This is a genomic window from Mucilaginibacter sp. McL0603 (genome assembly GCF_049992945.1).
In the GTDB taxonomy this organism is placed as follows: Bacteria; Bacteroidota; Bacteroidia; order Sphingobacteriales; family Sphingobacteriaceae; genus Mucilaginibacter.
Genome location: NZ_CP188251.1, coordinates 2,856,666 through 2,881,131, shown reverse-complemented (window position 1 = coordinate 2,881,131; position 24,466 = coordinate 2,856,666). Strand labels below are relative to the sequence as shown.

The following is a 24,466-nucleotide window of genomic DNA, read 5'->3' as shown; positions in this document are numbered from 1 at the left end:
TTATTTATACTTTTTGCTTTTCAGTTACAATGGCCTTCTTCTCAAAATCATGTGCCAAAGCAGTTATAGTTCTTTTAAATCGCGTATCCTGTCTTTTTATTTTTGTAATGATAGGTTTGTGGTTTAATTCCGGTGCTGAAAACAGTTGCATAGCCAGGATATTATCGTGCCAGTCTCCAATCAGTCCTTGTAACTTATCAAGATATTCATCGCTGATATCTATTTTACTGTATTCCAATGCACTGCGTGCGATCTTGCGGTTATATACTAATACTTTTATCTGCTTTCGCGCATCGTGCAAATCATTACCAAACTGCAGCTTACTTAGCAAATCAGCTATTATATCCAGTTTATTTTTATAAAAGGCTACAATATCCTTATTGCCGATATGCTTTAAATCATCAGCAATGTCATTATGTGCGGCTTTTATTGTTTTTAGATATTTATTTTTCAGCTCTTTAACACTATTAGTTCCTTTTTCTATTTCGTACAACTGGCCCATTAAAAACTCTTCATCAGTAAAATGATATTGTGCCCACAGTTTCATATTGACATAGGCACTGCGTATTTCGCCGCAGTGTTTAAATATCTTTCTAACAGGCTTAAAGTCTTTTGATAGCTGTTTTTTAGTTGAAGTAACATCAAAAAGTTCAAGCATAGCCCGCAGCTTTTTTACCTGAACACGAAAAAGGTGCAGTTGCTCCTGATCACCGGTTCTTATAAAATTCTTAAAATGGATAAGCATTTGCTCCCACTGGTCATTAAAATGAGATTTTTCATCTTTCTTTTTCATAAGTGATTGTTATAAAACCGTGATAAAGAGATTAAGTTTAGCTTAAATTCTTATATAAAACAAATCCTCAAAAATCTCAGCCTTTACACTTTATACTAAAATCGTCCGTTACATAGGCTGTGCTGTGTATTTTAACGTCAATTGTAAAAAAAGTGTTAAACACCCAATCGCATTAAGCGGCCTATTATATGAAATAGCTATATTTAGCCGGTTGCTCTGACTTAACCTATTTTAATGAATCTAAGAAAATTTTTATTTGTACTAATAACATCTGTTACCATACTCCATTTATCAGCTTCTGCACAGCGCGATAGTATCCCCCTAACCACTATTATTGCAAAAACATCCAAGCTGACAAATGACCATCCGACTGAAAAGGTTTACATCCACTTTGATAAACCTTATTACGCCGTAAATGACACCATTTGGTTTAGGGCTTATGTAACTATTGACCTGCACCAGCTTTCGACTTTAAGCAAGATATTGTATGTGGATCTGACCAACGAACAGGGCCAGCTTGCAAACGAGATAAAACTTCAATTGGTCAACGGCATGGCAAGCGGTTATATACCTCTTACACCGGATGCTACCAAACGTGGTAATTATCGCATAAGGGCTTATACCCGCTGGATGCGCAATTCGGATCAGGCCTATTTTTTTAACCGGACAATCACAATTGGCAGTAATGAACAAGGTCTGGTGATACCGCATATAACTTTCAATAATTCAATATCTGAGAAAACGGCAAAAATAAATGCGGTAGTTGTTTATAAAGACCAGGATGGCAACCCTTACAGCGGTAAGAAAGTGAGTTGGAAAGCAACTAATGATGATGGGACAATAACTAAAGGAAAAGGGGAAACAGACCCAAGCGGAAAACTAAACATAACTTTTACAAGCGAAAAGCCTGCCGAACTGACTTCCAGTGTGATAAGTACCGATTTGACCGTTGAAGAAAAAACTGTGGTCACTAAAAATTTCCAGATAGAACTTACCCCTCCCGGTACTGATGTGCAATTTTTCCCGGAAGGCGGTTATCTAATTAACGGAATACGATCCAGGATAGCCTTTAAGGCGATACAACCAAATGGATCAGGCATTGAAGCTAAAGGGACAGTAACGGATAATACAGGAGCTGTAGTTGCTAATTTTTCGTCACAACACCTGGGCATGGGTGTCTTTGCTTTAACACCGGAAAATGATAAAACCTATAAAGCTAATTTAACTTTCGCCGATGGGTCTAAAAGCAGTATTGATCTGCCTTCGGTACGCTCAGAAGGTATCAACCTTTCTGTAAACAATAACAGCCCCGATAGTTTAAGCATTAAAATAACCGCAAATGATGGTTTTTTTCAAAAGAACCAGGGTAAATCTTTTTATGTGATGGCGCAAAGTGGTGGTGTGGTATGCTATGCAGCGCAAACTGTTTTGAAAAATACATCCTATAGCGCGATCATCCCAAAAAGCAAATTCCCGACAGGCGTTTTACAAATCACTGTCTTTTCCTCTAAAGGTTCTCCACTGAGCGAACGCGTAGCCTTTATCAATAATCATGATCAACTTAATCTTTCTTTAAAATCCGATTTCGGTATTTATGGAAGGCGCAAAAAAGTAAAAATGCAGATATCTGCAAAAAACAAAACATTGCCTGCAGAAGGGAACTTTTCAATTTCAGTAATAAATGAAACTACCGTACCCTTTGATGATGATGATGCACCAACTATATCAAGCCATTTGCTGTTAACATCGGACCTGAGAGGATATATTGAAAAACCGAATTATTATTTCAATCACAATGACGATAAAGCCAATTCTGACCTGGACGTATTAATGCTGACACAAGGCTATCGTCGTTTTTCATATAAAAATATCATTGCTGATAAATATCCGCCTATATCGTTTTTACCAGAACAAGGCATTGAAATATCAGGAATACTACGCACCAACACCGGTATGCCTGTGGCAAAGGGAAATGTAAGATTATTTATACCTGATAAGGCATACTCTACCCAAGCGGTTACGGACATGAGCGGAAACTTCAGGTTTGCAAACGTATTGGTTTCGGATTCATCAAAAGTGAAGATCAGCGGCCGTGATAATACAAACGGCAGTAATCTTGTATTAAGCATTAATCCGCTAACGGGGCCACCAAACACGATTTACATCAATCCTGTGGGTACAATAGCCAATATAGATAGTGCGATGAAGCCTTATTTGCAAAACAGTAAAAGGCAATTTAATATACCCCGTACGCTGAAGGAAGTAGTGATCAAATCAGAAGTCGTGGTAAAAAAGCCAAGCCACGCCGACTATGGCTCCCTAACAGGATTGAACATGGAAGCTGACCATACTATCCAGGGCGACAGATTTAAAGGATGCAATTTTTTTACTGATTGTTTAATAAGTGCTGGTTTAGGTTTAACTTATGAAAACAACAATTTTTACATTGCTAGAAATTATAATAGCGGGGACAAAACCCCTGTTGCGATTTATTCTAATGGTATGCCGGTTGATTATAATTATCTATTGAATGTAGATCCCAACATGGTAGAATCTGTTGAAATATTTAACAACGACGGATTAAGTGGTATTAATAGAAATACCGGAACTAAAGGCGTGATTGTAGTAAATACTAAAAAAATACCTAAAGGCGAGAAGATAAGTAAGGATCAGCTGATGGATTTGCTGCCCAAAGCTTATGAAATAGAATTTACACCGGGCGGATTCAATACTACACGTGTATTTTATGCCCCAAAGTATGATAATCCAACCAGCAATTCAACAAACGTTGACCTGCGCAGTACCATATACTGGAACCCGGATGTGGTGACTGATAAAGCCGGCAATGCAACACTTGAACTTTTCAATTCAGATGGCACAGGCACTTATAAAGCGATAATTGAAGGGGTCGATAAAGATGGAAATATAGGGCGATATGTATATCGCTATCAGGTTCAATAGTTTAAATATTTTCCATAGCTTTATTTAAACTTAAATTATAAATTAATGAACTTTTCATTGATCAATTGGCCGGCAGTCCTGGTTGCCGGCTTATCTGCATTTGCTGTAGGCGGAATCTGGTATTCACGTATGCTATTCGGTAATGCATGGATGACCGATAGCAATCTTACCGAAGAACAGATAAAACAAGGCAACAAAGGAAAAATATTTGGTTTTACAGCGGTATTCTCGCTGCTAATGGCTATTAACCTGGCCATATTCCTGGCTGATGCAAAAACCGACGTAGCCTGGGGAGCTGAGGCCGGTTTCCTGGCAGGCACATGGACTTTCTGTGCCATTGCCATCCATAGCCTGTTCGAGCTCAAAGGCTGGCGTCACATTTTTATCAACGGGGGCTATAGCGTAGTTTCATTAACCTTAATGGGTACCATCATTGGTTTGTGGCGATAATAATTCCTTTCGTTGTAAATTCTCTTCGTGACAGCGATAAACCTCACAGTAGATAACCACTGTATTGAAGCATTATTTGGCATAGTATGTTACAGATATGTACCATGGTGCTTGCTATGCTTCATGATATTTATTAAAACATAACCTATCTCCTATCATTATCCGTAAACAGTCAAATGAGCAATTAATATATAGTCGCTCAAATCATATTCAAAATATGTTATTAATATTGCCAGTTATATGTTAAACTAATTGCATTTACCACCGTCATAATTATATACTATAAAGAATACCCAAAAGCTAATTATCATGAAAAAAATATTATACATGGTGGTACCTATAACAATATCATTGGCAGGATGCGGCGCAATGGTACAAACCACTGTTTATGAACCAGCACCACAACCGGTTTACACCGATAACTATAATGATCAGCCTCAAACAGACCAGGTTTTTTATGATGAGCTAAGCCCGTATGGCACCTGGATTAATTACCCTGACTATGGGTATGTATGGGTTCCGGATGTTGACAGAGATTTCAGGCCATATGCCACTAACGGCTATTGGGTGTACAGTGATTACGGCTGGACCTGGGTATCAAATTATAGCTGGGGATGGGCCCCATTCCATTATGGCAGATGGTTCTATGATGATTACTATGGCTGGTTGTGGATGCCCGGTCATGAGTGGGCACCTGCATGGGTAACCTGGGGAAGCTCGGCCGGTTATTATTGCTGGGCGCCAATTGCACCACGCGTTAATGCCGTTGAAGCATATCGCGGAGGATGGAACCCTCCTGCCAATAGTTGGAATGTGGTTCAGAGCAGAAACATGAATAATATTCATGTGAATAATTATATAGAACGTTCTAATACAACGGTGATCAATCATGTGACCATTATTAATAATGTGACCAACAATTATAATGGCAATGGTCAACCTAATAACAATAGAGTAGTGTATAATCGCGGCCCACAAATTAACGATGTGGAAAACGTGACTCATAATAGGATCCAAGCGGTGAGGGTTACCAATAATACAAGTCCTGGCGCACAATTATTAGCTAACAACCAGCTTTCTGTTTACCGGCCTGCCATAAAACCTACCGCCGCCGGGGCAGATAACGCCAGACCTGCCCCAAAAAGAATAGAAAGCTTCAAACCAGGTAATAATCCGGGCAGGACGAACCAAAACTCTAATCCAAGATCTAACTATCCGCAACAGAATCAGGCGAATGGGAATCAGAATCCGGGACAAAATCCGAATCCAAGGCCTAACTATCCGCAACAGAATCAGCCTTATGTTAGACCAGAAGGAAATCAGAATCCTGGACAAAATCCTAATCCAAGAGCTAACTATCCGCAACAGAATCAGCCGAACGGTAAGCCGGATGTAAATCAGAATCCTGGACAGAACCCTAATCCAAGATCTAACTATCCGCAGCAGAATCAGCCGAATGGTAAGCCAGACGTAAATCAGAATCCCGGACAGAACCCTAATCCAAGGTCTAACTATCCGCAGCAGAATCAGCCGACTGGTAAGCCGGATGTCAATCAGAATTCCGGACAGAACCCTAATCCAAGATCTAACTATCCACAGCAGAATCAACCAAATGTTAAACCGGACGTAAATCAGAACCCTGGACAGAATCCTAATCCAAGAGCTAACTATCCGCAGCAGAATCAGCCGAATGGTAAGCCGGATGTCAATCAGAATCCCGGACAGAACCCTAATCCAAGGTCTAACTATCCGCAGCAGAATCAGCCGAATGTGAAACCGGATGTGAATCAGAACCCTGGACAAAATCCTAATCCAAGATCTAACTATCCGCAGCAGAATCAGCCGAATGGTAAGCCAGACGTAAATCAGAATCCCGGACAGAACCCTAATCCAAGGTCTAACTATCCGCAGCAAAATCAGCCGAATGTGAAACCGGATGTGAATCAGAACCCTGGACAAAATCCTAATCCAAGGCCTAACTATCCGCAGCAGAATCAGCCGAATGTGAAACCGGATGTGAATCAGAACCCGGGACAAAATCCTAATCCAAGACCTAACTATCCGCAGCAAAATCAGCCGAATGTTAAACCGGATGTGAATCAGAACCCTGGACAGAATCCTAATCCAAGAGCTAACTATCCGCAGCAAAATCAGCCGAATGTTAAACCGGATGTGAATCAGAACCCTGGACAGAATCCTAATCCAAGAGCTAACTATCCGCAGCAAAATCAACCGAATGTTAAACCGGATGTGAATCAGAACCCTGGACAGAATCCTAATCCAAGAGCTAACTATCCGCAGCAAAATCAGCCTAATGTTAGACCGGAAGGAAATCAGAACCCTGGACAAAATCCTAATCCAAGATCTAACTATCCGCAACAAAATCAGCCGAATGTTAAACCGGAAGGAAATCAAAATCCTGGACAAAATCCTAATCCAAGATCTAACTATCCGCAACAAAATCAGCCTAATGTTAGACCGGAAGGAAATCAGAACCCTGGACAGAACCCTAATCCAAGACCTAATTATCCGCAGCAGAATCAGCCGAACGGAAATCAGGTGCCACAACCGAACAATCAGCCGCAAAATCAGAACCAAAGACCGACAAATCAAAATCAGATACCCGGTTTTAATCCTAATGCGCCAAAAAATCCAAATAATAAAATGAAAAGGGATACTAGCCACAGAGGTAGGCCAGCACAGTTGAAAAGTTAAACAAAAAGCCCGGCGATCATATCATATCAACCGGGCTTTTTCATATTTGAATTTATGGCATTACACTCTATGATGATCTGCACGCCAATTTTTTATCGATTTTTTTATATCACTTGGAGATAGATTTTCTGCTATAGCCCTTGTTGCCAGCGCAACCAATTCATCATTGGATGCAAAACGCAATGCAGCGATCTGGCCAATAGTTAACCGATTGTCCAGTGCTTTTCCGGTTATAATAAAAAATCGTAAGCCCTCTTCGGCACGTATTGCCCTATCCTGGGCTTTTATTGGAAATTGGCGTACATACCAGGATATTAGAAAGCCGCAAGCAAATAACAATACAATAAGTGCCGCACTTACATGTCCTCCGCTGTTAGCCGGGTGCCTTATTAAATTTATTATTGAAATTATGATCCCGCCTGTAAGCAACAGAAACAATAGTATATGAAAGCCCGGAACGGAGCGGCGATGATTAGAAAAATTTTGTTCAGTCATGATGTTTAGATTTTTGACGAATCTAATATTTTAATTCATATCATAAACCATCAAAAAATGACAATTTCAGGTAATTACTGCAAGAACATTTCTATAGCTTCGATGTTAAATTTCTAATTAATCAATAATATCATGGCAGATACAGCAACATCTTTCAGGAAAGAATTTACGATCGGCGGCGACTTAAATGTTAACCGCCTGGGTTATGGCGCGATGAGGATCACCGGAAAAGGTATCTGGGGGCCGCCAAAGGATAAAAATGAAGCGATCAAGGTTTTAAAACGAGCGGTTGAACTGGGTGTAAACTTTATTGACACAGCCGACAGCTATGGACCTTACGTGTCGGAAGAACTAATAGCTGAAGCGCTTCATCCTTATCGCGCAGGTTTGGTAATAGCCACAAAAGGTGGCTTAACACGCACCGGACCTGACCAATGGCCTGTCAATTCGCATCCCGACCATTTAAAAGAAGCACTTGAGGGTAGCTTAAAAAGATTAAAACTGGATCGTATAGATCTTTATCAATTACACCGTATAGATCCGAAAGTGCCTGCAGAACAATCATTTGAATTTTTGAGTAAGGTACAACAAGAAGGAAAAGTAAAACATATCGGTTTGTCTGAAGTAAGTGTTGCGGACATAAAAAAGGCGCAGCAATATTTTGACGTGGTTTCTGTACAGAACATGTATAGCGTTGATAATCGCAAATGGGAACCCGTTCTTGAATATTGTAAAGAAAATAATATTGCCTTTATTCCCTGGTTCCCTTTAAACGCAGGTAACGTAGAAGCGGAAGATAAAATAAAACAGATAGCAGAAAAGCACAGTGCTACTGTTCACCAGGTAGCTTTAAGCTGGCTCTTACATCATGCGGATAACATCCTGTTGATACCGGGTACCTCAAGCGTTGAACACCTTGAAGAAAATATGAAAACCACAGAAGTCGAACTAACCAATGGAGATATGCAGGTACTTAATAGTATATCACCTCAGTAAGATATTATCCTTCAATTAGATCAGTTTTAATACAACTTAGAACCAGCCTGTTGCGTATAAAAAGGCGTGAAAAGTTTAGTTAAAACACCGGTATTAAGTTAAATGTAAATTACACCCTCGCTTTGGCGGGGGTTTTTTGTTTTTCTTAACCATTAGCTATTAATTAACATCGAAGAAAAGATTATAATTAACGAATTAAACCTTTTAGTCTAAGTACTGTCATAAAAAACAAAACAAACAACACTAAAAAAACAAACACAACAATCCCCTTAAGTTATGAAAACCTTTAAACTTTCCTTAATTCTGCTGTTGATGTTAGGCGCATTCTCGTGTAAAAAAGACAGCACATCTTCAAATAGCGCTGTTACTACAGACCAGGCCGCCGATATTGCCGCAAGTTCACTGGCTGAGAACTCTGAAGGTCTGGCTTCTGTTACTGATGATATTGCCGTAAATGCACAGGGCATTAGTTCGGTAAATACCGGCGGATTGACTATCAATTCAGCCGGACAATCAACATCATCTGTACACCAGGAATGTGGAACAACCCTTACTGACAGTGTAACAAGGGCAATTACAATTGATTCTGTTTCTATTAATTACTTTTTTAAGTATAGCCATACTTTAAATTGTAATGCAAGTAGTCTGCCTGACAATCTTATTAACACCCTATCTTACAGCGGAAGCTTTAATGGGCCAAGATTAAGTTCATCAAATTCAGGCAGTGCTACAGTTACTATTGCCGGTTTAACACAGGCATCAGCAAATTTTGTATTAAATGGCGAATACAAGCGCAGCGGTTCATTCCAATCTAAAGTTGGAAACAAAGCAACTGGAAACAGCAATGTAGATATTGTGGGCACAAATATCACCTTATCTAAACCTGACAGAAAAATTCTGAGCGGAAATGCCACGATAGCTATTACCGGAACTGGTCCAGGAGGAGTTTCTTTCAGCTATACAGGTACCATTGTATTCAATGGCGACAATACTGCTACATTAACGATCAGCGGAAATGCATATACTATTAACGTGATCACAGGCTATAGAACAAGACGATTATAATATATAAAACCTAAATCTTAGCCGGTAGCCAAACTACCGGCTTTTTTTATTATACCTGTGCCACCTTAAATGGCTTTATATCAACGGTTTCCCATATTTTTTGGGTGATGTATGGTTCTGACTGCTGCCATGCCTGCAGCTCTTCTTCAGTTTCAAACTGCAGGATCATTGTCGAACCGATCATTTTCCCCTCATCGTTCAGCATAGCGCCACCAATTATAAAGTTTCCGTTGGCTTTTAATTCTTTGGCTCCGTCAAGGTGATGAGGCCTTACATTCATACGGCGTTGCAGTGCTTCAGTATCCGTATAATCGTAGGCAGTAACAATATATTGATTCATGGTAATGTTTTTATGTATTTCTCTAACACGAGAAATACTATTTGAGTTTATAAATAATGCTTTCTTCCACAAAAATAAAAACTCTTTGTACTTATTCTGGCTTCATAAAGACATCCGGACAAAATAAAATCAATAATAACTGTAAAATTTACAATATTTGTTGAGCCGATAATTTTACCTTAAAAATGAAGCATAATCTGTACCCGGAATTTAAAAATCTGTTTAATAAAGAAGTTGGAAATGCGTGGTTCTCACCGGGACGTGTAAACCTTATTGGCGAACATATTGATTACAATGGCGGCCTGGTAATGCCTTGTGCTATTACGTTTGGTACTTACGTTGTAGCAGCACTTAATAATGATAATGTTTTCAGGTTCAGAAGCCTCAACTTTGATGATAAACTGGATATTCCTTTGCAGCCGGAGTACAAAAAGACCGGTGAAAGCTGGTTCAATTACCCATTGGGGATAATTGAGTACTTTCTGAAGGACGGCCATCAGCTGCAGGGCCTCGACCTGTTATATTATGGAGATATACCCATCAGCTCAGGATTATCATCTTCTGCTTCTATCGAAGTGGTTACTGCTTACGCTTTGAATGAGTTGTTCAATTGCGGTTATTCTAAGCTCGAATTAGTGAAGTTAGCCAAAGAGGTTGAAAATGTATTCATAGGCGTAAACTGTGGCATAATGGATCAGTTTGCAGTGGCCTTTGGAGAAAAGGACAAAGCATTGATGCTGAATTGTGACACGTTGGATTATAAAGCGGTGGATACTAATCTGGCTGAATATGTACTGGCTATTATCAACACAAATAAACCCCGTAAACTGGCCGAATCAAAATATAACGAGCGTGTTCAGGAATGTCAGGCAGCGCTTAAAGCTTTGCAACAAGAACTTGATATCCAGAATCTTTGCGATATTGATACCGCAACTTTTAAGCGTCACGAGCATTTAATTACAGATGCAGTAGTTCTTAAACGTGCCACACATGTAATTGAAGAAAATGACCGCGTAAAGCTCGCAGCCGAGGCATTAGCTGGCGGTGATCTTGCAGAATTTGGTAAATTAATGTATGCCTCACATGATTCATTAAAGAACTTGTATGAAGTGAGCGGAAAAGAATTAGATGCTGTTGTTGAGTATAGTAAAACCAACCCAAATGTCGCCGGTGCAAGAATGACCGGAGCCGGATTTGGCGGTTGTGCCATTGCTTTGGTAAAAGAAAATGCATTTGATAAGTTTAGTGAAGAAGTGACGGCGTATTACATTGCCAAAGTTGGTTATGCGCCATCGGTTTACAGTTCATTGATCGGTGATGGTGTGGGATTATTAAAAACGAACATTACTGTTGAATAATACCCAAAATGAAACTAATTAGCGTTGAACGGTCGCTTCAGGTTTTTGATAAAAAAAGTGAAGAATTAGTGATTGAATACGCTGTAACTCTTGATTTGGATTCTATAATCAAAATAGTAAAACCATTGAAAAGCGATCCTAAATTGTATCGCCCCTATGCTCTTAGTCAACTGCAGATTAAAAAGCTATTAGCTAAAATAAATTTAGATTTAATAATGGAAATGAAGACCTATCATTATTTTTTAGATTGTAGTGGAATTTACGACTGGGATAAATAGTTTTGTCCTCCAATATTATTACCCTCAATGCGCAAATTAAAACTTGATGAGCTTAATCGTGCTTCTGTTTTTGAATTTAAAACTCAGCAAAAACTTCCTGTTGCCGTAGTGCTTGATAATGTACGCAGCATGCACAATGTCGGGTCTATCTTCCGCACCTGTGATGGTTTTGCTGTGGAACAGGTTTGCCTTTGTGGTATTACAAGTCAACCACCGCACAGGGAGATTGAAAAAACTGCTCTGGGGGCCACACAATCGGTTAACTGGGTTTATTATGCTGATCCTGTACAAGCTATTGAACAGTTGCGCAAAGACGGTTACCGCATAATCGCCATTGAACAGGCTGAAAAAAGCATAATGCTAAACGAATTTGAAGCCAGCAAGGGTGAAAAATATGCCCTGATATTTGGCAACGAGGTAAACGGTGTGGGTGAAGAGGTGATGAAAATGATTGATGCCTGTATAGAAATACCCCAGTTCGGCACCAAGCATTCCTTTAATATTGTTGTATCAGCAGGTATTGTGCTATGGGATTTCTTTACCAAATTGGTTCATAGTTAATAGATCATGGTTCATAGCCATATATTTTATTATTAAATTAGATATTATTTTCACTATGAACTATCAACCATGATCCATGAACCTCTTAATCTGCTTGCTAAAAAATTACAGGTAAAGCCCGGCAAACACTGGTTGCTTTTCAATTCCCCTGCAAATTATCTGGCATCACTTGAACCTTTGCCCGAAGGAGCAACTGTTTCTTACGAAGCAAATGGCAATTTTGACGGTGTACAGCTATTTGTAAAAAACAGTACGGAACTTGCAGAAAATTTAAAAGTGGTTGGCCCTATTTTGCGCCCTGACACTATTCTGTGGATCATCTATCCTAAAAAAAGCTCGGGTATAAAAACAGACCTGGAAATGATGAGCAGTTGGGATGAACCAGCCAAATACGGATTAGGCGGCGTATCTGCTGCTGCGATAGACGAGACATGGACAGGATTACGTTTCAGACCCAAAGAACAAACAACAACCTCGGATACCTGCAACGAAAATATCAAACAAAACGAGTACAGTGAGTATATTGATGTGGATAACAAGATCGTCAGGTTACCAAATGAGATAAAATCCGTTTTAGAAAATGATCAGCAGGCACTCGCCAATTATGAGAAACTCTCCTACTCCAACCGTAAAGAGTACGTGCTTTGGATACTTACCGCCAAACAGGAAAAAACCAAAAGTGAGCGATTGATTAAATTAGTTAAAAAGCTGGTTGAGGGTAAAAAGAATCCTTCGGAGAAGTAATTAGCTAAATAAAAACCGGACAACATTTTATTGCTGCCCGGCCTAACTTGGGTTTATTAACTGATTGTTTTAGAAAATTCTTTTTACTAATCTCTGCTCACCAGTCACTAATCTCTCCCTCAAAACACTTGCTCAAACTGGTTTACAGCATCTTTGCTTTCCAGTATGGAGTGTCCCATTAAAAACTCATCCACTTTCCGTGCACACTCGCGGCCTTCTGATATTGCCCAAACAACCAATGACTGTCCGCGGCGCATATCTCCTGCTGTAAATACTTTACCTATATTGGTACGATAGAGACCTTCTTTCGCTTTAACATTTTTACGTTCATCCAAATGCACATTCAGGTTATTTAACATGCCTTCATACTGCGGATGCAAAAATCCCATCGCCAGAAAAATACGCTGGCATTCTATTTCACGCTCAGAACCTGCCACTTCGTTAAATTTGATCGGCTTGTTCATTACATCCAGCTCCCAGCTTACATCGGTTACTCTGATGGCCCTTAAGTTACCATTTTCATCACCTAAAAACTCTTTGGTATTAATACCCCAGTAACGGTCGCAACCTTCTTCATGACTGCTGGTTGTTTTCATTACCATTGGATAACTTGGCCATGGCATATGCTGAGTACGCTGAGCCGGTGGCTGCATCATCACTTCAAATTGCTTGATAGATTTTGCGCCCTGTCTGTTTGATGTACCCACACAATCCGAACCTGTATCACCGCCACCTATCACGATCACATCCTTGCCGGTTGCCAATATATCTTCGGCATCAAAGCCGATATCACTTACGCGTTTGTTTTGTTGTTTCAGGAAATCCATTGCAAAATGGATACCTTTTAATTCCCTGCCGGGGATAGGTAAGTTACGCGGAATAGTTGAACCGCCTGCCATTATCACCGCATCGTTAGAGCGAACCAGTTCATCAGCGGGGATGTCTTTACCTACTTCTACATTACATTTAAATACAATGCCATCCTCTTCCATCAACTGAACACGGCGCTCTACAACCCATTTTTCCAGTTTGAAATCGGGGATGCCATAACGCAGCAAGCCTCCAGGTTTATCATCGCGTTCGTAAACAGTTACTGCATGACCTGCCTTAGCTAATTGTGCCGCAGCAGCCAATCCAGCAGGACCGGAACCAACCACAGCCACTTTCTTACCTGATTTGATCAAGGGCGCAGTAGGCTTAACCAAATTCTTTTCGTAAGCTATTTCGATGATATGCTTTTCAATCTCCTCGATTGCTACCGCTGGTTTGTTGATACCTAACACACATGCAGATTCGCATGGTGCAGGGCAAATTCTTCCTGTAAACTCAGGAAAATTATTTGTTGATGATAATATCTGGTAAGCCTCTTCCCAATTCTTACGATACACTGCATCGTTAAACTCCGGAATAATATTACCCAGTGGGCATCCTGAATGGCAGAATGGTATACCGCAGTTCATACAGCGTGCAGATTGCTCGTTTAGCTTCTCTTCAGTATACAAGCTTTCAAACTCTTTGTAGTTCTTTACGCGTTCTGCCGGAGATATTTTATCGGGAAGTTCCCTGTTATACTCTTTAAATCCTGTTGCTTTTCCCATAAAATATTAGCTGATAGTTTGATATTCTGCCTTCTGTAAAACTTTCTTGTACTCTTTCGGAAACACCTTCACAAATTTGGTGGATGCCTCATCCCAGTTTTTAAGCAGGTCCTTCGCAACTTTACTGTTTGTTAAGCTTACATGCTTTTTCAACAGGGCAATAATATGTTCTGAATCTTTTTCTGATAGTGGGTCAAGGTCAACCATCTCTTTATTGCAGTTTTCAGCAAATGTGTTACGCGGATTATAAACCCAAGCGATACCACCACTCATACCAGCTGCAAAATTTCTGCCTGTGTCTCCTAATATCAGGGCGCGGCCGCCGGTCATGTATTCACAACCGTGATCACCCACACCTTCAACTACTGCTGTAGCACCCGAGTTACGCACTGCGAAACGCTCGCCTGCCATACCACGGATAAATACTTCGCCTGAAGTAGCACCATACATGGCCACGTTACCTATGATGATGTTATCCTCCGGTATAAACTTAGCATCAGCTGATGGGTAGATAGCCAACTGAGCACCTGAAAGGCCCTTGCCTACATAGTCATTAGCCTCACCTTCAAGTTCAAAGGAAATCCCCTTAGCTGTAAAGGCCCCAAAGCTTTGTCCGGCTGATCCTTTGAATTTATAGTTGATGGTATTATCCGGTAATCCGGCTGAGCCGTATTTTTTTGATATCTCATTTGATAACAATGTTCCGATTGTACGGTCTGTGTTTTTAACATCGAATGATGCAAATACCGGTGTTTTATCTTCCAATGCTGCTTTTGCATTTTCTAATAATTGCCAGTCGATAATAGCATCCATACCATGATCCTGCTTTTCGCTGTTATAAAGGGTCATGCCTTTGGTATTGTTTACCGGGTGCAATATGCCAGAAAGGTCAATATGTTTAACTTTCCAGTTTTGCAGACCATCCTTCACTTTCAGGAACTGTACTCTTCCTACCATTTCATTAATGGTACGGAAACCCAGTTCTGCCATGATTTCACGCATCTCTTCCGCCAGGAAGCGAAAAAGGTTAACGATATGCTCTGGCTTACCGGTAAATAATTTTCTTAGTTCAGTATCCTGGGTAGCCACACCAACAGGGCAAGTATTGAGATGGCATTTACGCATCATGATACAACCACCTGCAACTAAGGCTGCAGTAGCAACGCCCCATTCCTCGGCACCCATTAAACAAGCTATTGCCAGGTCGCGACCAGTTTTTAATTGTCCATCTGCCTGCAACACCACACGGCTGCGTAGTTTATTACGAACCAATGTTTGATGTGCTTCTGCTAAACCAAGTTCCCAAGGTAAACCAGCGTGTTTGATAGAGCTGATAGGTGAAGCACCTGTACCACCGTCATATCCTGCGATCAGGATTACGTCAGCGTGTGCTTTGGCAACACCAGCAGCTATAGTACCTACGCCCGCTTTTGATACCAATTTCACATTGATACGTGCAGCACGGTTGGCATTTTTAAGGTCGAATATTAACTGGGCCAAATCCTCAATAGAATAAATATCGTGGTGTGGCGGCGGTGATATTAAACCAACTCCCGGAGTAGCGTGACGAACTTTAGCAATCCAGTCATCTACCTTATGACCCGGTAACTGACCACCTTCACCCGGTTTTGCACCCTGAGCCATTTTAATCTGCAATTCATCAGCATTGGTCAGGTAATTTGATGTCACACCAAAACGTGCTGATGCTACCTGTTTAATGGCTGAACGCATTGAATCGCCATTTGGCAATTTTTCGTAACGTAATTCATCTTCACCCCCTTCACCAGTATTGCTCTTACCGCCAATACGGTTCATCGCAATTGCTAATGTACTATGCGCCTCGTGTGAAATAGAACCGAATGACATCGCACCTGTCGCAAAACGCTTCATAATGCTTTCCGCCGATTCTACTTCGTCCAATGTAACTGATTCGCGATGATGGGCAAAATCCAATAAACCACGGATGGTATAATGTTTATCGCCTTGCTCGTTGATCAGTTTGGCGTAGTTTTTATAAACTGCATAATCATTAGAACGGGTGGCATGTTGCAACAGGTGAACAGTTTGCGGATTGAACAAGTGCTCTTCTCCCCTGCGTTTCCACTGGTAAATACCGCCTTCAGGCAGTAACATACTTTCAGTTTTATTGCTGCCAAAGCCTATGCGATGTTTACACAGTGATTCTCGTGCTATTTCATCAAGCCCCAAACCACCAATGCGGGTTACAGCACCAACAAAATAACGGTCAACCACGCTCCTGTTAATACCTAATATCTCAAATATCTGCGAACCATGATAAGATTGCAGCGTGGAGATACCCATTTTGGAGAATATCTTTAGTAAACCATCATTAATGGCTTTTACATAATTCTTGATCAGTACTTTAGTATCCAGGTCGGTATCCAGACTGCCATTGTTTTTGACAGTTTCAATGGTAGACAATGCCAGGTACGGATTGATCGCGGTAGCGCCAAATGCCAACAAAGTAGCAAAATGGTGTACTTCCCATGCGTCTCCTGCCTCAACAACCAAACCTACAGCACCACGAAGTCCTTTTTTTACCAAATGGTGGTGTACTGCTGATACTGCCAGTAATGATGGTATTGGTGCATGTTCAGAGTCAATAGCACGGTCCGATAATATCAATACCTCAAATCCTTCGTCAACGGCATCTTCTGCGTAGCGACAAAGCCTTGCGATACCTTTTTCCATTGACCCTGGCATTCCATCGGCTACAAAGTAAGTTTGTAACGTTTTAGCATGGAACATCCCTGTATCGATACTTCTTAATTTTTCAAGATGATGATTTTTCAGGATAGGGTGCTTCAACATTACACAATGGCAATGCATTTTGTCCTCATCCAGCAAATTACCGTTATTACCTATAAAAGTAGCAAGACTCATTACCAAACGCTCACGTATCGGGTCGATAGGCGGATTGGTAACCTGCGCGAAAAATTGTTTGAAATAGCTTGACAAATGCTGTGGCTTATCAGACAAAACAGCTAAAGGAACATCCGTACCCATTGAGCCGATAGGTTCTTTGCCGTCAACCGCCATTGGTTTGATGATGGTGTCGATATCTTCGCGGCTATAGCCAAACACCTGCTGGTAACGAAAAACCGCTGCGGGCGATAAGCTTGCGAATGCCAAACGCGGTTCAGCAAGGTCATCCAGCTTAATTTTATAATTTTCAAGCCACTGGCCATAAGGCTGGCGTGAGGCTATCTGTTTTTTAATTTCTTCGTCAGTGATGATCTTACCTTTTTCAGTATCGATCAGCAGCATCTTACCGGGCTGTAAACGACCTTTACGTAACACCGTTTTTTCATCGATGGCTAACACACCTGCTTCAGAAGCAGCAATAACGCGGCCATCATTGGTAATTACAAAACGTAGAGGACGTAATCCGTTCCTGTCAAGCAATGCACCTACTAATTTACCATCTGTAAAAGTAATGGCTGCAGGGCCATCCCATGGCTCCATTAAAGTAGCATGATATTCGTAGAATGCCTTTTTAACAGGATCCATCTGCTCATTGCCATCCCATGCTTCGGGGATCAACATCATCATTACATGTGGTAATGACCGACCTGTGTGGAGCAATATCTCAATAATATTATCTAAACAGGCTGAGTCAGACTGGTTATTGTCGATCACCGGCAGCAACATTTCCATTTCCTCACTGGTAAAGTAAGAAGATGCAAATGATTTTACACCCGAATAAAACCAGTTCAAGTTACCTGTAAGGGTATTGATCTCGCCGTTATGGGCGATCAGCCTGAATGGCTGTGCCAGTTTCCATGAAGGAAAAGTATTGGTTGAGAAACGCGAGTGGATCATGGCCAAGCCAGACGCCATCCGTGGATCAGAAAGATCTGCAAAGTATTTACGTAGTTGGTAAGTAGTTAACTGCCCTTTATAAATAATGGTTTTGCAGGAAAATGATGTAAAATAAAAATGCTCACCTGCCCCTGGTATGGTTTCAGTGATGGTTTTATTAATATATCTTCTTAAAACGTATAATTTACGTTCAAAATCGTTGACATTGATAATATGATGAGGCCTTAAAACAAAAAGCTGTTCCACATCTGGTTCAGCCATACGGGCGGTCTCTCCTATTACAGACGAATTAACCGTTAATTTACGATAGCCTAACTTCTGCAAACCCAATTTTTCCAGCGCATTGGTGATCACCATACGGCAGGCTTTTTTCAATGAAGAATCCTTAGGAAAAAATATCATCCCTACACCATACTCACCCGGTTCAGGCAGGCTGATCTCCAGGTTAGAGCATTCTTCCATCAAAAATTCGTGGGGTAGTTGCATTAAAATACCTGCACCATCGCCAGTCTCAGGATCACATCCACAAGCTCCGCGATGCTCCATATTCTCCAGCATAGTCAAGGCATCATCTATGATCTGGTTTGATTTATGACCATGAATATTGGCTATAAATCCGGTTCCGCAGGAATCGTGTTCAAATTCAGGCCTGTAGAGGCCCTGCTGGGGGCTATCAGTTTGATCCATCTTCAATCTCGCTATCTTCTTAAATTTATAAAGGTCCGTAATTACGAAATTACAAATTAAATATCTTTTTTGTAATATAGTTAGTAATTTTTCAAATTATGTCAAAAACCATTATCTATTTAATATAGAATTTGAGTTTTTGTTAATAATTTAAGTTCTATTATATCAATTTAACAATCAATACTTCTAATTTAGTATGTCTGCATAATATTAAAGTACTGCCTGATTAAATACTTTTCTTAACAATTGTAAGTAACATAACCGGGTGGGTGATTTTTTTGAAATTGTTACCTTTGCCACAATGAATGCTACACCTTCTAAAAATAAAGCCGTATTCCTTGACCGTGACGGAGTACTGAACCAAGAGATGGGCGATTACGTTTGTCGCCTCGAAGACTTCCACGTTTTGGAACAAAATATCGAGCCTTTAAAGAAGCTACAGGAAAAAGGGTACCTATTAATAGTAGCCACCAATCAGGGCGGATTAGCCAAAGGCTGGTATACCGAAGAGGAATTAGGCAAAATGCATGCGCAGCTAAAGGCTATTTATGGCAAGCATGGTGTTAAGTTTACTGACATATTTTATTGCCCGCATCATCCCGACTTTACCGGGGAATGCGATTGCCGCAAACCAAAGCCTGGTTTATTATTAAGAGGGATTGAAAAATACAATATCGATCCTTCTAAATCCTATTTTATTGGCGACCGTGAGCGGGATGTAGAAGCTGGAACAGCCGCAGGTGTAAAAGGTATATTAATAAACAGCGATCAGCCGATAAGTGATGTGCTGGATTTGATTGATTAGTATTGCTATAGTTAAAAGTTTTATAATTATTAAATTGAGCTTATTTATCAATCCAAATATTACCTTAGTTCAATAATATTCTTTAAAAGTACATGACCCTGAAACCCTATCTAAAAAATCTTGATTCATTAATAGCGGCCATTATTGGTTACTATGCCATATACCTGTTTACAAATTATAGTGGTGTGGGCCTCTCCCCCGATTCTATAATGTATGCCAGTACGGCTACCAACATGCAGGCACATGCATCGATACTGACATTCAACAAAACACCTTTAGTATTTTTTCCAGTTTTTTATCCTTTCTTTTTGGCCGTCATCCAATTTATCTCAAGGGTTGATCCAATCACAGCGGGTGCAACAATTAATAGCTTAATGTTTGCCGCAGTGATATTTACCAGCGGGTATATTCTGGAAAGATTTGTATCACACTCAAGGATATACAAATGGCTGATACTGATTGCCATTATTTTGAGTCCCGGCCTATTGGAGATATATACCTATTTATGGTCGGAAACCTTATTTATACTTGAATCGCTGTTTTTCATTATAGCTTATCACCATTATCTTCAATCTCACACTACCAAAACACTATTAATAGTAGCCGGAGTTGCTGCTATTACTTGTATCACCCGGTATGCCGGGGTTACGCTTATAGGCACCGGAGGTTTATTGCTTTTGCTGGATAATGAACTCCCTATCGTTAAAAAGATAAAACACATCCTGATATTTGGTTTTACGTCAATTTCATTATTGGTTTGCAACCTGATCATGAACCGTATTAATACTGGTTTAAGTACCGGTACGCGCGAACCATCCATTACCCCGTTTGTTAAAAATCTTTACTACTTCGGTACTGTAATTTGCGACTGGGGTGCTTTAAGTAAAGGTTCGCACGCTTATGCAGCCCTTATTACTTCTATTATATTACTATCACTTATCGGCCTGTTATTATGGAAAGCCTATAAAGGCCGCATTAATAGTTTTGAAAACATTGTTATTGCGTTAGCAATTGTTTACGGTCTTTTTATTGTGATCGTAGCAACCGTTTCAAGGTTCGAAACGATCAACAGCCGGATAATATCACCAATGTTTATCCCCTTATTAATTGCCTGCACAAGCTGGGTACCCGATGTGATCAAAATTATACGGTCTAAAATATTGAAATACGTTGCAGGCGGAATAGTAGTGCTAATGATGATGGCTTTTGAATATTCAACCTACCAGGTAGATTATCAACGCTATGATGATGAGGGAGACTATGGCGTGCCCGGCTACAGCGATGACGACTGGAACAAATCGGAGTTTGTGGTGTACCTCAAAAGCCATAAAAATATGTTTAAACCGGGCATCCCTATTTATACTGATGCGGATGAAGCGGTTTATTTATTTACAGGCATGTCATCAACCCTGATACCTCATAAACTACAGGCTGACCGCGTACAAAAACTTTATGCAGACAAGCATTTTTACCTGATCTGGTTTGACAATCTTTATAACTCCGAACTGATCAGCCTGCCGGACATTATGGCGCATAAAAAGCTGGTTAAAATTGGGGAAGCAAAGAAAGGCGAGATCTATTATTATGAGGAAAAATAATCCTACTAATTAAATAAATAGCAACGATAATTTCCTAAAATTCATTAATTCGCAAAATTTCGTTTCAAACATTTTGATTTTTAAAACATCTGCCTATATTTGCAGCACTTCATCTATAGCATTACTATACAAAAATGAACGGGTTTAACACACATCATCTACATCTGCATCATCGCCACCATATGGCGACAAGATAATGTTTGTTTCTACGAGAAATATCACCCCTGTTTATATATTATAGTACCTTAAAATTAATTTGTGAAAACACTTAAAATAGCTATCCAAAAATCGGGTAGACTCAACGAAAAATCAGTTGAATTGTTAAAAAACTGCGGCTTAAGCTTTGATAATTATAAAAGTTCGCTGATATCCGGCGTATCCAATTTCCCGCTCGAAATTCTTTTTTTGCGTGACGATGATATACCCGAATACGTACAGGATGGTATTGCCGACCTGGGCATAGTAGGCGAAAATGTGATACAGGAAACTGAGGTAGCAGTGAGTTATCTTCAGCGTCTTGGTTTCGGTAAATGTTCGTTAAAGATAGCTATCCCAAATTCATATCACTTACAGCATGTTAATGAGCTAAGCGGCAAATCAATTGCTACCACGTATCCGGTGATATTGGGTAAGTTCTTAAAAGAACAAGGTGTAGAGGCTGATATACGTACCATCTCAGGGTCGGTTGAAATATCACCCGGTTTAGGATTAAGCGACGCGATTTGCGATTTGGTATCGACAGGTGGTACACTTAAAAGTAACGGGCTAAAACCTTTTTGTGATGTAATGTCGTCAGAAGCAGTATTGATCGGTCGCCCGGGAAGTGAAAACGAAGAGTTGGTACAGGAACTAATCCAACGTGTACAATCCGTATTACGCGCTAAGGAAACCAAATATGTGGTACTGAATGTTCACAAAGAGAATTTGAAAAGTATTATCGCTTTGTTACCAGGCGTCAAAAGCCCATCTGTAGTGTCACTGGCAGAAGAAGGCTGGGTGGCAGTGCATACTGTTATACCTGAAAGTGATTTTTGGGACAGGATAAGTCAGCTAAAACAAGCCGGCGCACAAGGCATTGTAGTAATGCCTATTGAGAAGATTATTTTATAACTCCCCAACCCTTAAAGGGGAGCAATTGGCAGGGTAAACATTTAATAAATTCCCCTTTAGGGGGCTAGGGGGTATGAAGACATACAACTATTCAGATTTAAGCAAAGAAGATATTCAAAAACTGGTTCAGCGTAATGTTGATCCGGCAGATGAAATCCGTGCCGTTGTGGAAGAGATTATAACTAATGTCCGTAATAATGGAGATCGTGCTTTATTTGATTACGCTGCCAAGTTTGATAAAGTAGAGCTAAAAAGTTTATCTGTTGGTAAGGAAGAAATTGCTGAATTAGCAGCTTCACTCCTTCCCGAACAAAAACTGGCATTAGATACCGCTTATAATAACATCCGAAAATTTCACGAAATACAGCTACACACCGAAGCAAAAGTAGAAACAATGCCCGGCGTAACTTGCTGGCGCGAATTAAGACCTATAGCAAAGGTCGGGCTGTATATACCAGGCGGAACGGCAGTTTTACCAAGTACTTTTTTGATGCTGGGTATACCTGCGCGTATAGCTGGCTGTCATGAAATTGTGGTATGCTCACCTCCGCAGAAAAACGGAAAGATCAACGCTTATATAGCTTATGTTGCTCAATTACTGGGCATTGAAAAGATATATTTAACCGGGGGTGCACAAGCCGTTGCTGCAATGGCTTATGGTACTGAAAGTATCCCCAAAGTTGACAAGATATTTGGCCCAGGCAACCAATATGTTACCAAAGCAAAAACAATAATACAATCAACTACCAATACCGCTATTGATATGCCTGCCGGTCCATCAGAAGTGCTTGTGATTGCTGATAATAGTGCAGTACCTGAATTTGTAGCTGCCGATTTGCTGGCACAGGCCGAACATGGTGTGGATAGTCAATCTGTTTTGGTTACTACATCTGCTGACTTTGCAGAAAAGGTCATTGCAGAATTAAACAAACAATTACCTGTATTACCTCGTGCTGTTATAGCGGGCAAGGCAATTGACAACTCATACATTGTGGTGGTTAATGATCTTAATGAGGCCATGAATTTCAGTAATCAATATGCCCCTGAGCATTTAATATTGGCAACCGATCAATGGCAGCAAATAACCACAAAGATCATTAATGCCGGTTCAGTATTCCTCGGCAACCTGACATCAGAAAGCGTGGGAGATTATGCATCAGGTACCAATCACACCCTGCCAACAAGTGCTTATGCAAGAGCTTATTCAGGTGTATCGGTTGACTCATTTGTTAAGAAAATCACCTTTCAGCATATCAGCAATGAGGGTATAAAAAATATCGGTCCGACGGTTGAGATTTTAGCTGAACTGGAAGGATTACAAGCGCATAAAAATGCAGTAACAGTAAGAATGAAAAAATCATGAAAAATTCTTGGTTCCTAATACTATTACTGCTCCTCACGGCTTGTCACAATGATAAAAGCAAAAAGATTGCTTCTAAAACGGATACTATAAACAGGGTCGAGGTAAAAATTAAGGATGCATTATTTAAGCCCTATTTATTAAAAGCAGATTATTACGTAACTGATACAGGTTATTTTAATATAGGAATTGGTGATGGCGTATATGCTGTAGTTAAAAAGGGTGAAAAATTAATAGACACGATTGCTCTGGCTTATGGTGTCAATCATATACAGGGCGACCAATTTTTATATTACACTATTAAAGGAGAGGGCCCGGCTAAAAATGAGGATGCCAATCCCAAGTATAAAAAATCGATTATGGCGTCGCTTGGCAACTACACTATTATTAGCAATGAAAAAAAAGAATTATTAATAAATATGACTCCTGATTTCGATGATTATTTTTCATCTCCATCAACAATAAATGGGAATATCTATTATTGGCAGATCAAAAAAATAGATTCATCGGGGCAGATCAAAGTCTCAGCTGCTGAGTTTGATCCAATAACAAAACAAACCAAGAACCTCTTCTTGATGAACGATTATTTAGAAACTGATGATAGCGGATATTTTCCTCAGCCTTACATTAATAAGGACACAATCTATTTCGATGCAGGGAAAAATAAATTAATAAAGTTTTCTAAAGATTTTAAATCCTACAACTAATA

The 24,466-nt window shown here is 40.1% G+C and carries 19 protein-coding genes; 14 read left to right on the top strand and 5 right to left on the bottom strand.

Features of this window, described 5'->3' with window-relative positions:
- Nucleotides 1–4: 4 nt before the first annotated feature.
- Nucleotides 5–793 (bottom strand): CHAD domain-containing protein, encoded by a 789-nt coding sequence (locus tag ACPPVU_RS13390; protein ID WP_426667014.1) that lies wholly within the window; start codon nt 791–793, stop codon nt 5–7.
- A gap of 234 nt (nt 794–1,027) precedes the next feature.
- Here ACPPVU_RS13390 and ACPPVU_RS13385 point away from each other — a divergent pair, with 234 nt between their 5' ends.
- The 3 genes from ACPPVU_RS13385 (at nt 1,028) to ACPPVU_RS13375 (ending at nt 6,919) form a co-directional block, all read left to right on the top strand.
- Nucleotides 1,028–3,754 (top strand): Ig-like domain-containing protein, encoded by a 2,727-nt coding sequence (locus ACPPVU_RS13385; RefSeq protein ID WP_426667013.1) that lies wholly within the window; start codon nt 1,028–1,030, stop codon nt 3,752–3,754.
- Between the two features lie 45 nt (nt 3,755–3,799).
- On the top strand, nt 3,800–4,204 hold the full coding sequence (locus ACPPVU_RS13380; protein WP_426667012.1) for a DUF1761 domain-containing protein: 405 nt from the start codon (nt 3,800–3,802) through the stop codon (nt 4,202–4,204).
- Between the two features lie 309 nt (nt 4,205–4,513).
- The gene (locus ACPPVU_RS13375) at nt 4,514–6,919 is read left to right on the top strand and encodes a DUF6600 domain-containing protein (RefSeq protein WP_426667011.1); all 2,406 of its coding nucleotides are present in this window, start codon (nt 4,514–4,516) and stop codon (nt 6,917–6,919) included.
- A gap of 60 nt (nt 6,920–6,979) precedes the next feature.
- Here the strand turns inward: ACPPVU_RS13375 and ACPPVU_RS13370 are convergent, their stop codons facing one another.
- Entirely contained in the window at nt 6,980–7,414 is a 435-nt protein-coding gene (locus tag ACPPVU_RS13370) for a DUF6526 family protein (RefSeq protein ID WP_426667010.1), read from the bottom strand.
- A gap of 132 nt (nt 7,415–7,546) precedes the next feature.
- Between ACPPVU_RS13370 and ACPPVU_RS13365 the strand changes: the two genes are divergently transcribed.
- Entirely contained in the window at nt 7,547–8,410 is an 864-nt protein-coding gene (locus tag ACPPVU_RS13365; RefSeq protein WP_426667009.1) for an aldo/keto reductase, read from the top strand.
- Nucleotides 8,411–8,686: 276 nt separating this feature from the next.
- Entirely contained in the window at nt 8,687–9,475 is a 789-nt protein-coding gene (locus ACPPVU_RS13360) for a transporter (RefSeq protein WP_426667008.1), read from the top strand.
- A 49-nt stretch (nt 9,476–9,524) separates the two neighbouring features.
- Here ACPPVU_RS13360 and ACPPVU_RS13355 read toward each other — a convergent pair whose 3' ends face one another.
- Nucleotides 9,525–9,815, bottom strand: a complete 291-nt coding sequence (locus tag ACPPVU_RS13355; RefSeq protein WP_426667007.1) for a YciI family protein — start codon at nt 9,813–9,815, stop codon at nt 9,525–9,527.
- Between the two features lie 185 nt (nt 9,816–10,000).
- Between ACPPVU_RS13355 and ACPPVU_RS13350 the strand changes: the two genes are divergently transcribed.
- The 4 genes from ACPPVU_RS13350 to ACPPVU_RS13335 all read left to right on the top strand — a co-directional run bounded on the left by ACPPVU_RS13350 (nt 10,001) and on the right by ACPPVU_RS13335 (nt 12,756).
- Nucleotides 10,001–11,173 carry a galactokinase gene (locus tag ACPPVU_RS13350; RefSeq protein ID WP_426667006.1) on the top strand — a complete coding sequence of 391 codons (1,173 nt, stop codon included), beginning with the start codon at nt 10,001–10,003 and terminating at the stop codon, nt 11,171–11,173.
- A gap of 8 nt (nt 11,174–11,181) precedes the next feature.
- The gene (locus ACPPVU_RS13345) at nt 11,182–11,451 is read left to right on the top strand and encodes a DUF7683 domain-containing protein (protein WP_426667005.1); all 270 of its coding nucleotides are present in this window, start codon (nt 11,182–11,184) and stop codon (nt 11,449–11,451) included.
- Between the two features lie 27 nt (nt 11,452–11,478).
- Complete coding sequence (locus tag ACPPVU_RS13340) at nt 11,479–12,012, top strand: RNA methyltransferase (protein ID WP_426667004.1); 534 nt, start codon at nt 11,479–11,481, stop codon at nt 12,010–12,012.
- A 69-nt stretch (nt 12,013–12,081) separates the two neighbouring features.
- Nucleotides 12,082–12,756 (top strand): YdeI/OmpD-associated family protein, encoded by a 675-nt coding sequence (locus ACPPVU_RS13335; RefSeq protein WP_426667003.1) that lies wholly within the window; start codon nt 12,082–12,084, stop codon nt 12,754–12,756.
- A 119-nt stretch (nt 12,757–12,875) separates the two neighbouring features.
- Here ACPPVU_RS13335 and ACPPVU_RS13330 read toward each other — a convergent pair whose 3' ends face one another.
- Both ACPPVU_RS13330 and gltB read right to left on the bottom strand, forming a co-directional pair.
- Entirely contained in the window at nt 12,876–14,354 is a 1,479-nt protein-coding gene (locus ACPPVU_RS13330; protein WP_426667002.1) for a glutamate synthase subunit beta, read from the bottom strand.
- Between the two features lie 6 nt (nt 14,355–14,360).
- Entirely contained in the window at nt 14,361–18,884 is a 4,524-nt protein-coding gene (gene gltB, locus ACPPVU_RS13325) for a glutamate synthase large subunit (RefSeq protein WP_426672202.1), read from the bottom strand.
- Nucleotides 18,885–19,149: 265 nt separating this feature from the next.
- On the opposite strand from gltB, the gene ACPPVU_RS13320 reads away from it, so the two are divergent.
- From ACPPVU_RS13320 to ACPPVU_RS13300, 5 genes are all read left to right on the top strand, one after another.
- Nucleotides 19,150–19,689: a D-glycero-alpha-D-manno-heptose-1,7-bisphosphate 7-phosphatase gene (locus ACPPVU_RS13320; protein WP_426667001.1), complete on the top strand. Its 540-nt coding sequence runs from the start codon at nt 19,150–19,152 to the stop codon at nt 19,687–19,689.
- Between the two features lie 92 nt (nt 19,690–19,781).
- Complete coding sequence (locus ACPPVU_RS13315; protein WP_426667000.1) at nt 19,782–21,287, top strand: hypothetical protein; 1,506 nt, start codon at nt 19,782–19,784, stop codon at nt 21,285–21,287.
- 258 nt (nt 21,288–21,545) lie between these two features.
- A complete protein-coding gene (hisG, locus tag ACPPVU_RS13310) occupies nt 21,546–22,397 on the top strand; it encodes an ATP phosphoribosyltransferase (protein ID WP_426666999.1) in 852 nt (283 codons plus the stop codon).
- 73 nt (nt 22,398–22,470) lie between these two features.
- Nucleotides 22,471–23,760 carry a histidinol dehydrogenase gene (gene hisD, locus ACPPVU_RS13305; RefSeq protein WP_426666998.1) on the top strand — a complete coding sequence of 430 codons (1,290 nt, stop codon included), beginning with the start codon at nt 22,471–22,473 and terminating at the stop codon, nt 23,758–23,760.
- Nucleotides 23,757–24,464: a hypothetical protein gene (locus ACPPVU_RS13300; protein ID WP_426666997.1), complete on the top strand. Its 708-nt coding sequence runs from the start codon at nt 23,757–23,759 to the stop codon at nt 24,462–24,464. Before hisD ends, ACPPVU_RS13300 begins: the two co-directional genes overlap by 4 nt.
- Nucleotides 24,465–24,466 lie beyond the last annotated feature (2 nt).

Coding starts and splice junctions, on each gene's coding strand:
- ACPPVU_RS13390 (WP_426667014.1), bottom strand. CDS start 793: ATGAAAAAGAAAGATGAAAAATCTCATTTTAATGACCAGTGGGAGCAA.
- ACPPVU_RS13385 (WP_426667013.1), top strand. CDS start 1,028: ATGAATCTAAGAAAATTTTTATTTGTACTAATAACATCTGTTACCATA.
- ACPPVU_RS13380 (WP_426667012.1), top strand. CDS start 3,800: ATGAACTTTTCATTGATCAATTGGCCGGCAGTCCTGGTTGCCGGCTTA.
- ACPPVU_RS13375 (WP_426667011.1), top strand. CDS start 4,514: ATGAAAAAAATATTATACATGGTGGTACCTATAACAATATCATTGGCA.
- ACPPVU_RS13370 (WP_426667010.1), bottom strand. CDS start 7,414: ATGACTGAACAAAATTTTTCTAATCATCGCCGCTCCGTTCCGGGCTTT.
- ACPPVU_RS13365 (WP_426667009.1), top strand. CDS start 7,547: ATGGCAGATACAGCAACATCTTTCAGGAAAGAATTTACGATCGGCGGC.
- ACPPVU_RS13360 (WP_426667008.1), top strand. CDS start 8,687: ATGAAAACCTTTAAACTTTCCTTAATTCTGCTGTTGATGTTAGGCGCA.
- ACPPVU_RS13355 (WP_426667007.1), bottom strand. CDS start 9,815: ATGAATCAATATATTGTTACTGCCTACGATTATACGGATACTGAAGCA.
- ACPPVU_RS13350 (WP_426667006.1), top strand. CDS start 10,001: ATGAAGCATAATCTGTACCCGGAATTTAAAAATCTGTTTAATAAAGAA.
- ACPPVU_RS13345 (WP_426667005.1), top strand. CDS start 11,182: ATGAAACTAATTAGCGTTGAACGGTCGCTTCAGGTTTTTGATAAAAAA.
- ACPPVU_RS13340 (WP_426667004.1), top strand. CDS start 11,479: ATGCGCAAATTAAAACTTGATGAGCTTAATCGTGCTTCTGTTTTTGAA.
- ACPPVU_RS13335 (WP_426667003.1), top strand. CDS start 12,082: ATGATCCATGAACCTCTTAATCTGCTTGCTAAAAAATTACAGGTAAAG.
- ACPPVU_RS13330 (WP_426667002.1), bottom strand. CDS start 14,354: ATGGGAAAAGCAACAGGATTTAAAGAGTATAACAGGGAACTTCCCGAT.
- gltB (WP_426672202.1), bottom strand. CDS start 18,884: ATGGATCAAACTGATAGCCCCCAGCAGGGCCTCTACAGGCCTGAATTT.
- ACPPVU_RS13315 (WP_426667000.1), top strand. CDS start 19,782: ATGACCCTGAAACCCTATCTAAAAAATCTTGATTCATTAATAGCGGCC.
- hisD (WP_426666998.1), top strand. CDS start 22,471: ATGAAGACATACAACTATTCAGATTTAAGCAAAGAAGATATTCAAAAA.
- ACPPVU_RS13300 (WP_426666997.1), top strand. CDS start 23,757: ATGAAAAATTCTTGGTTCCTAATACTATTACTGCTCCTCACGGCTTGT.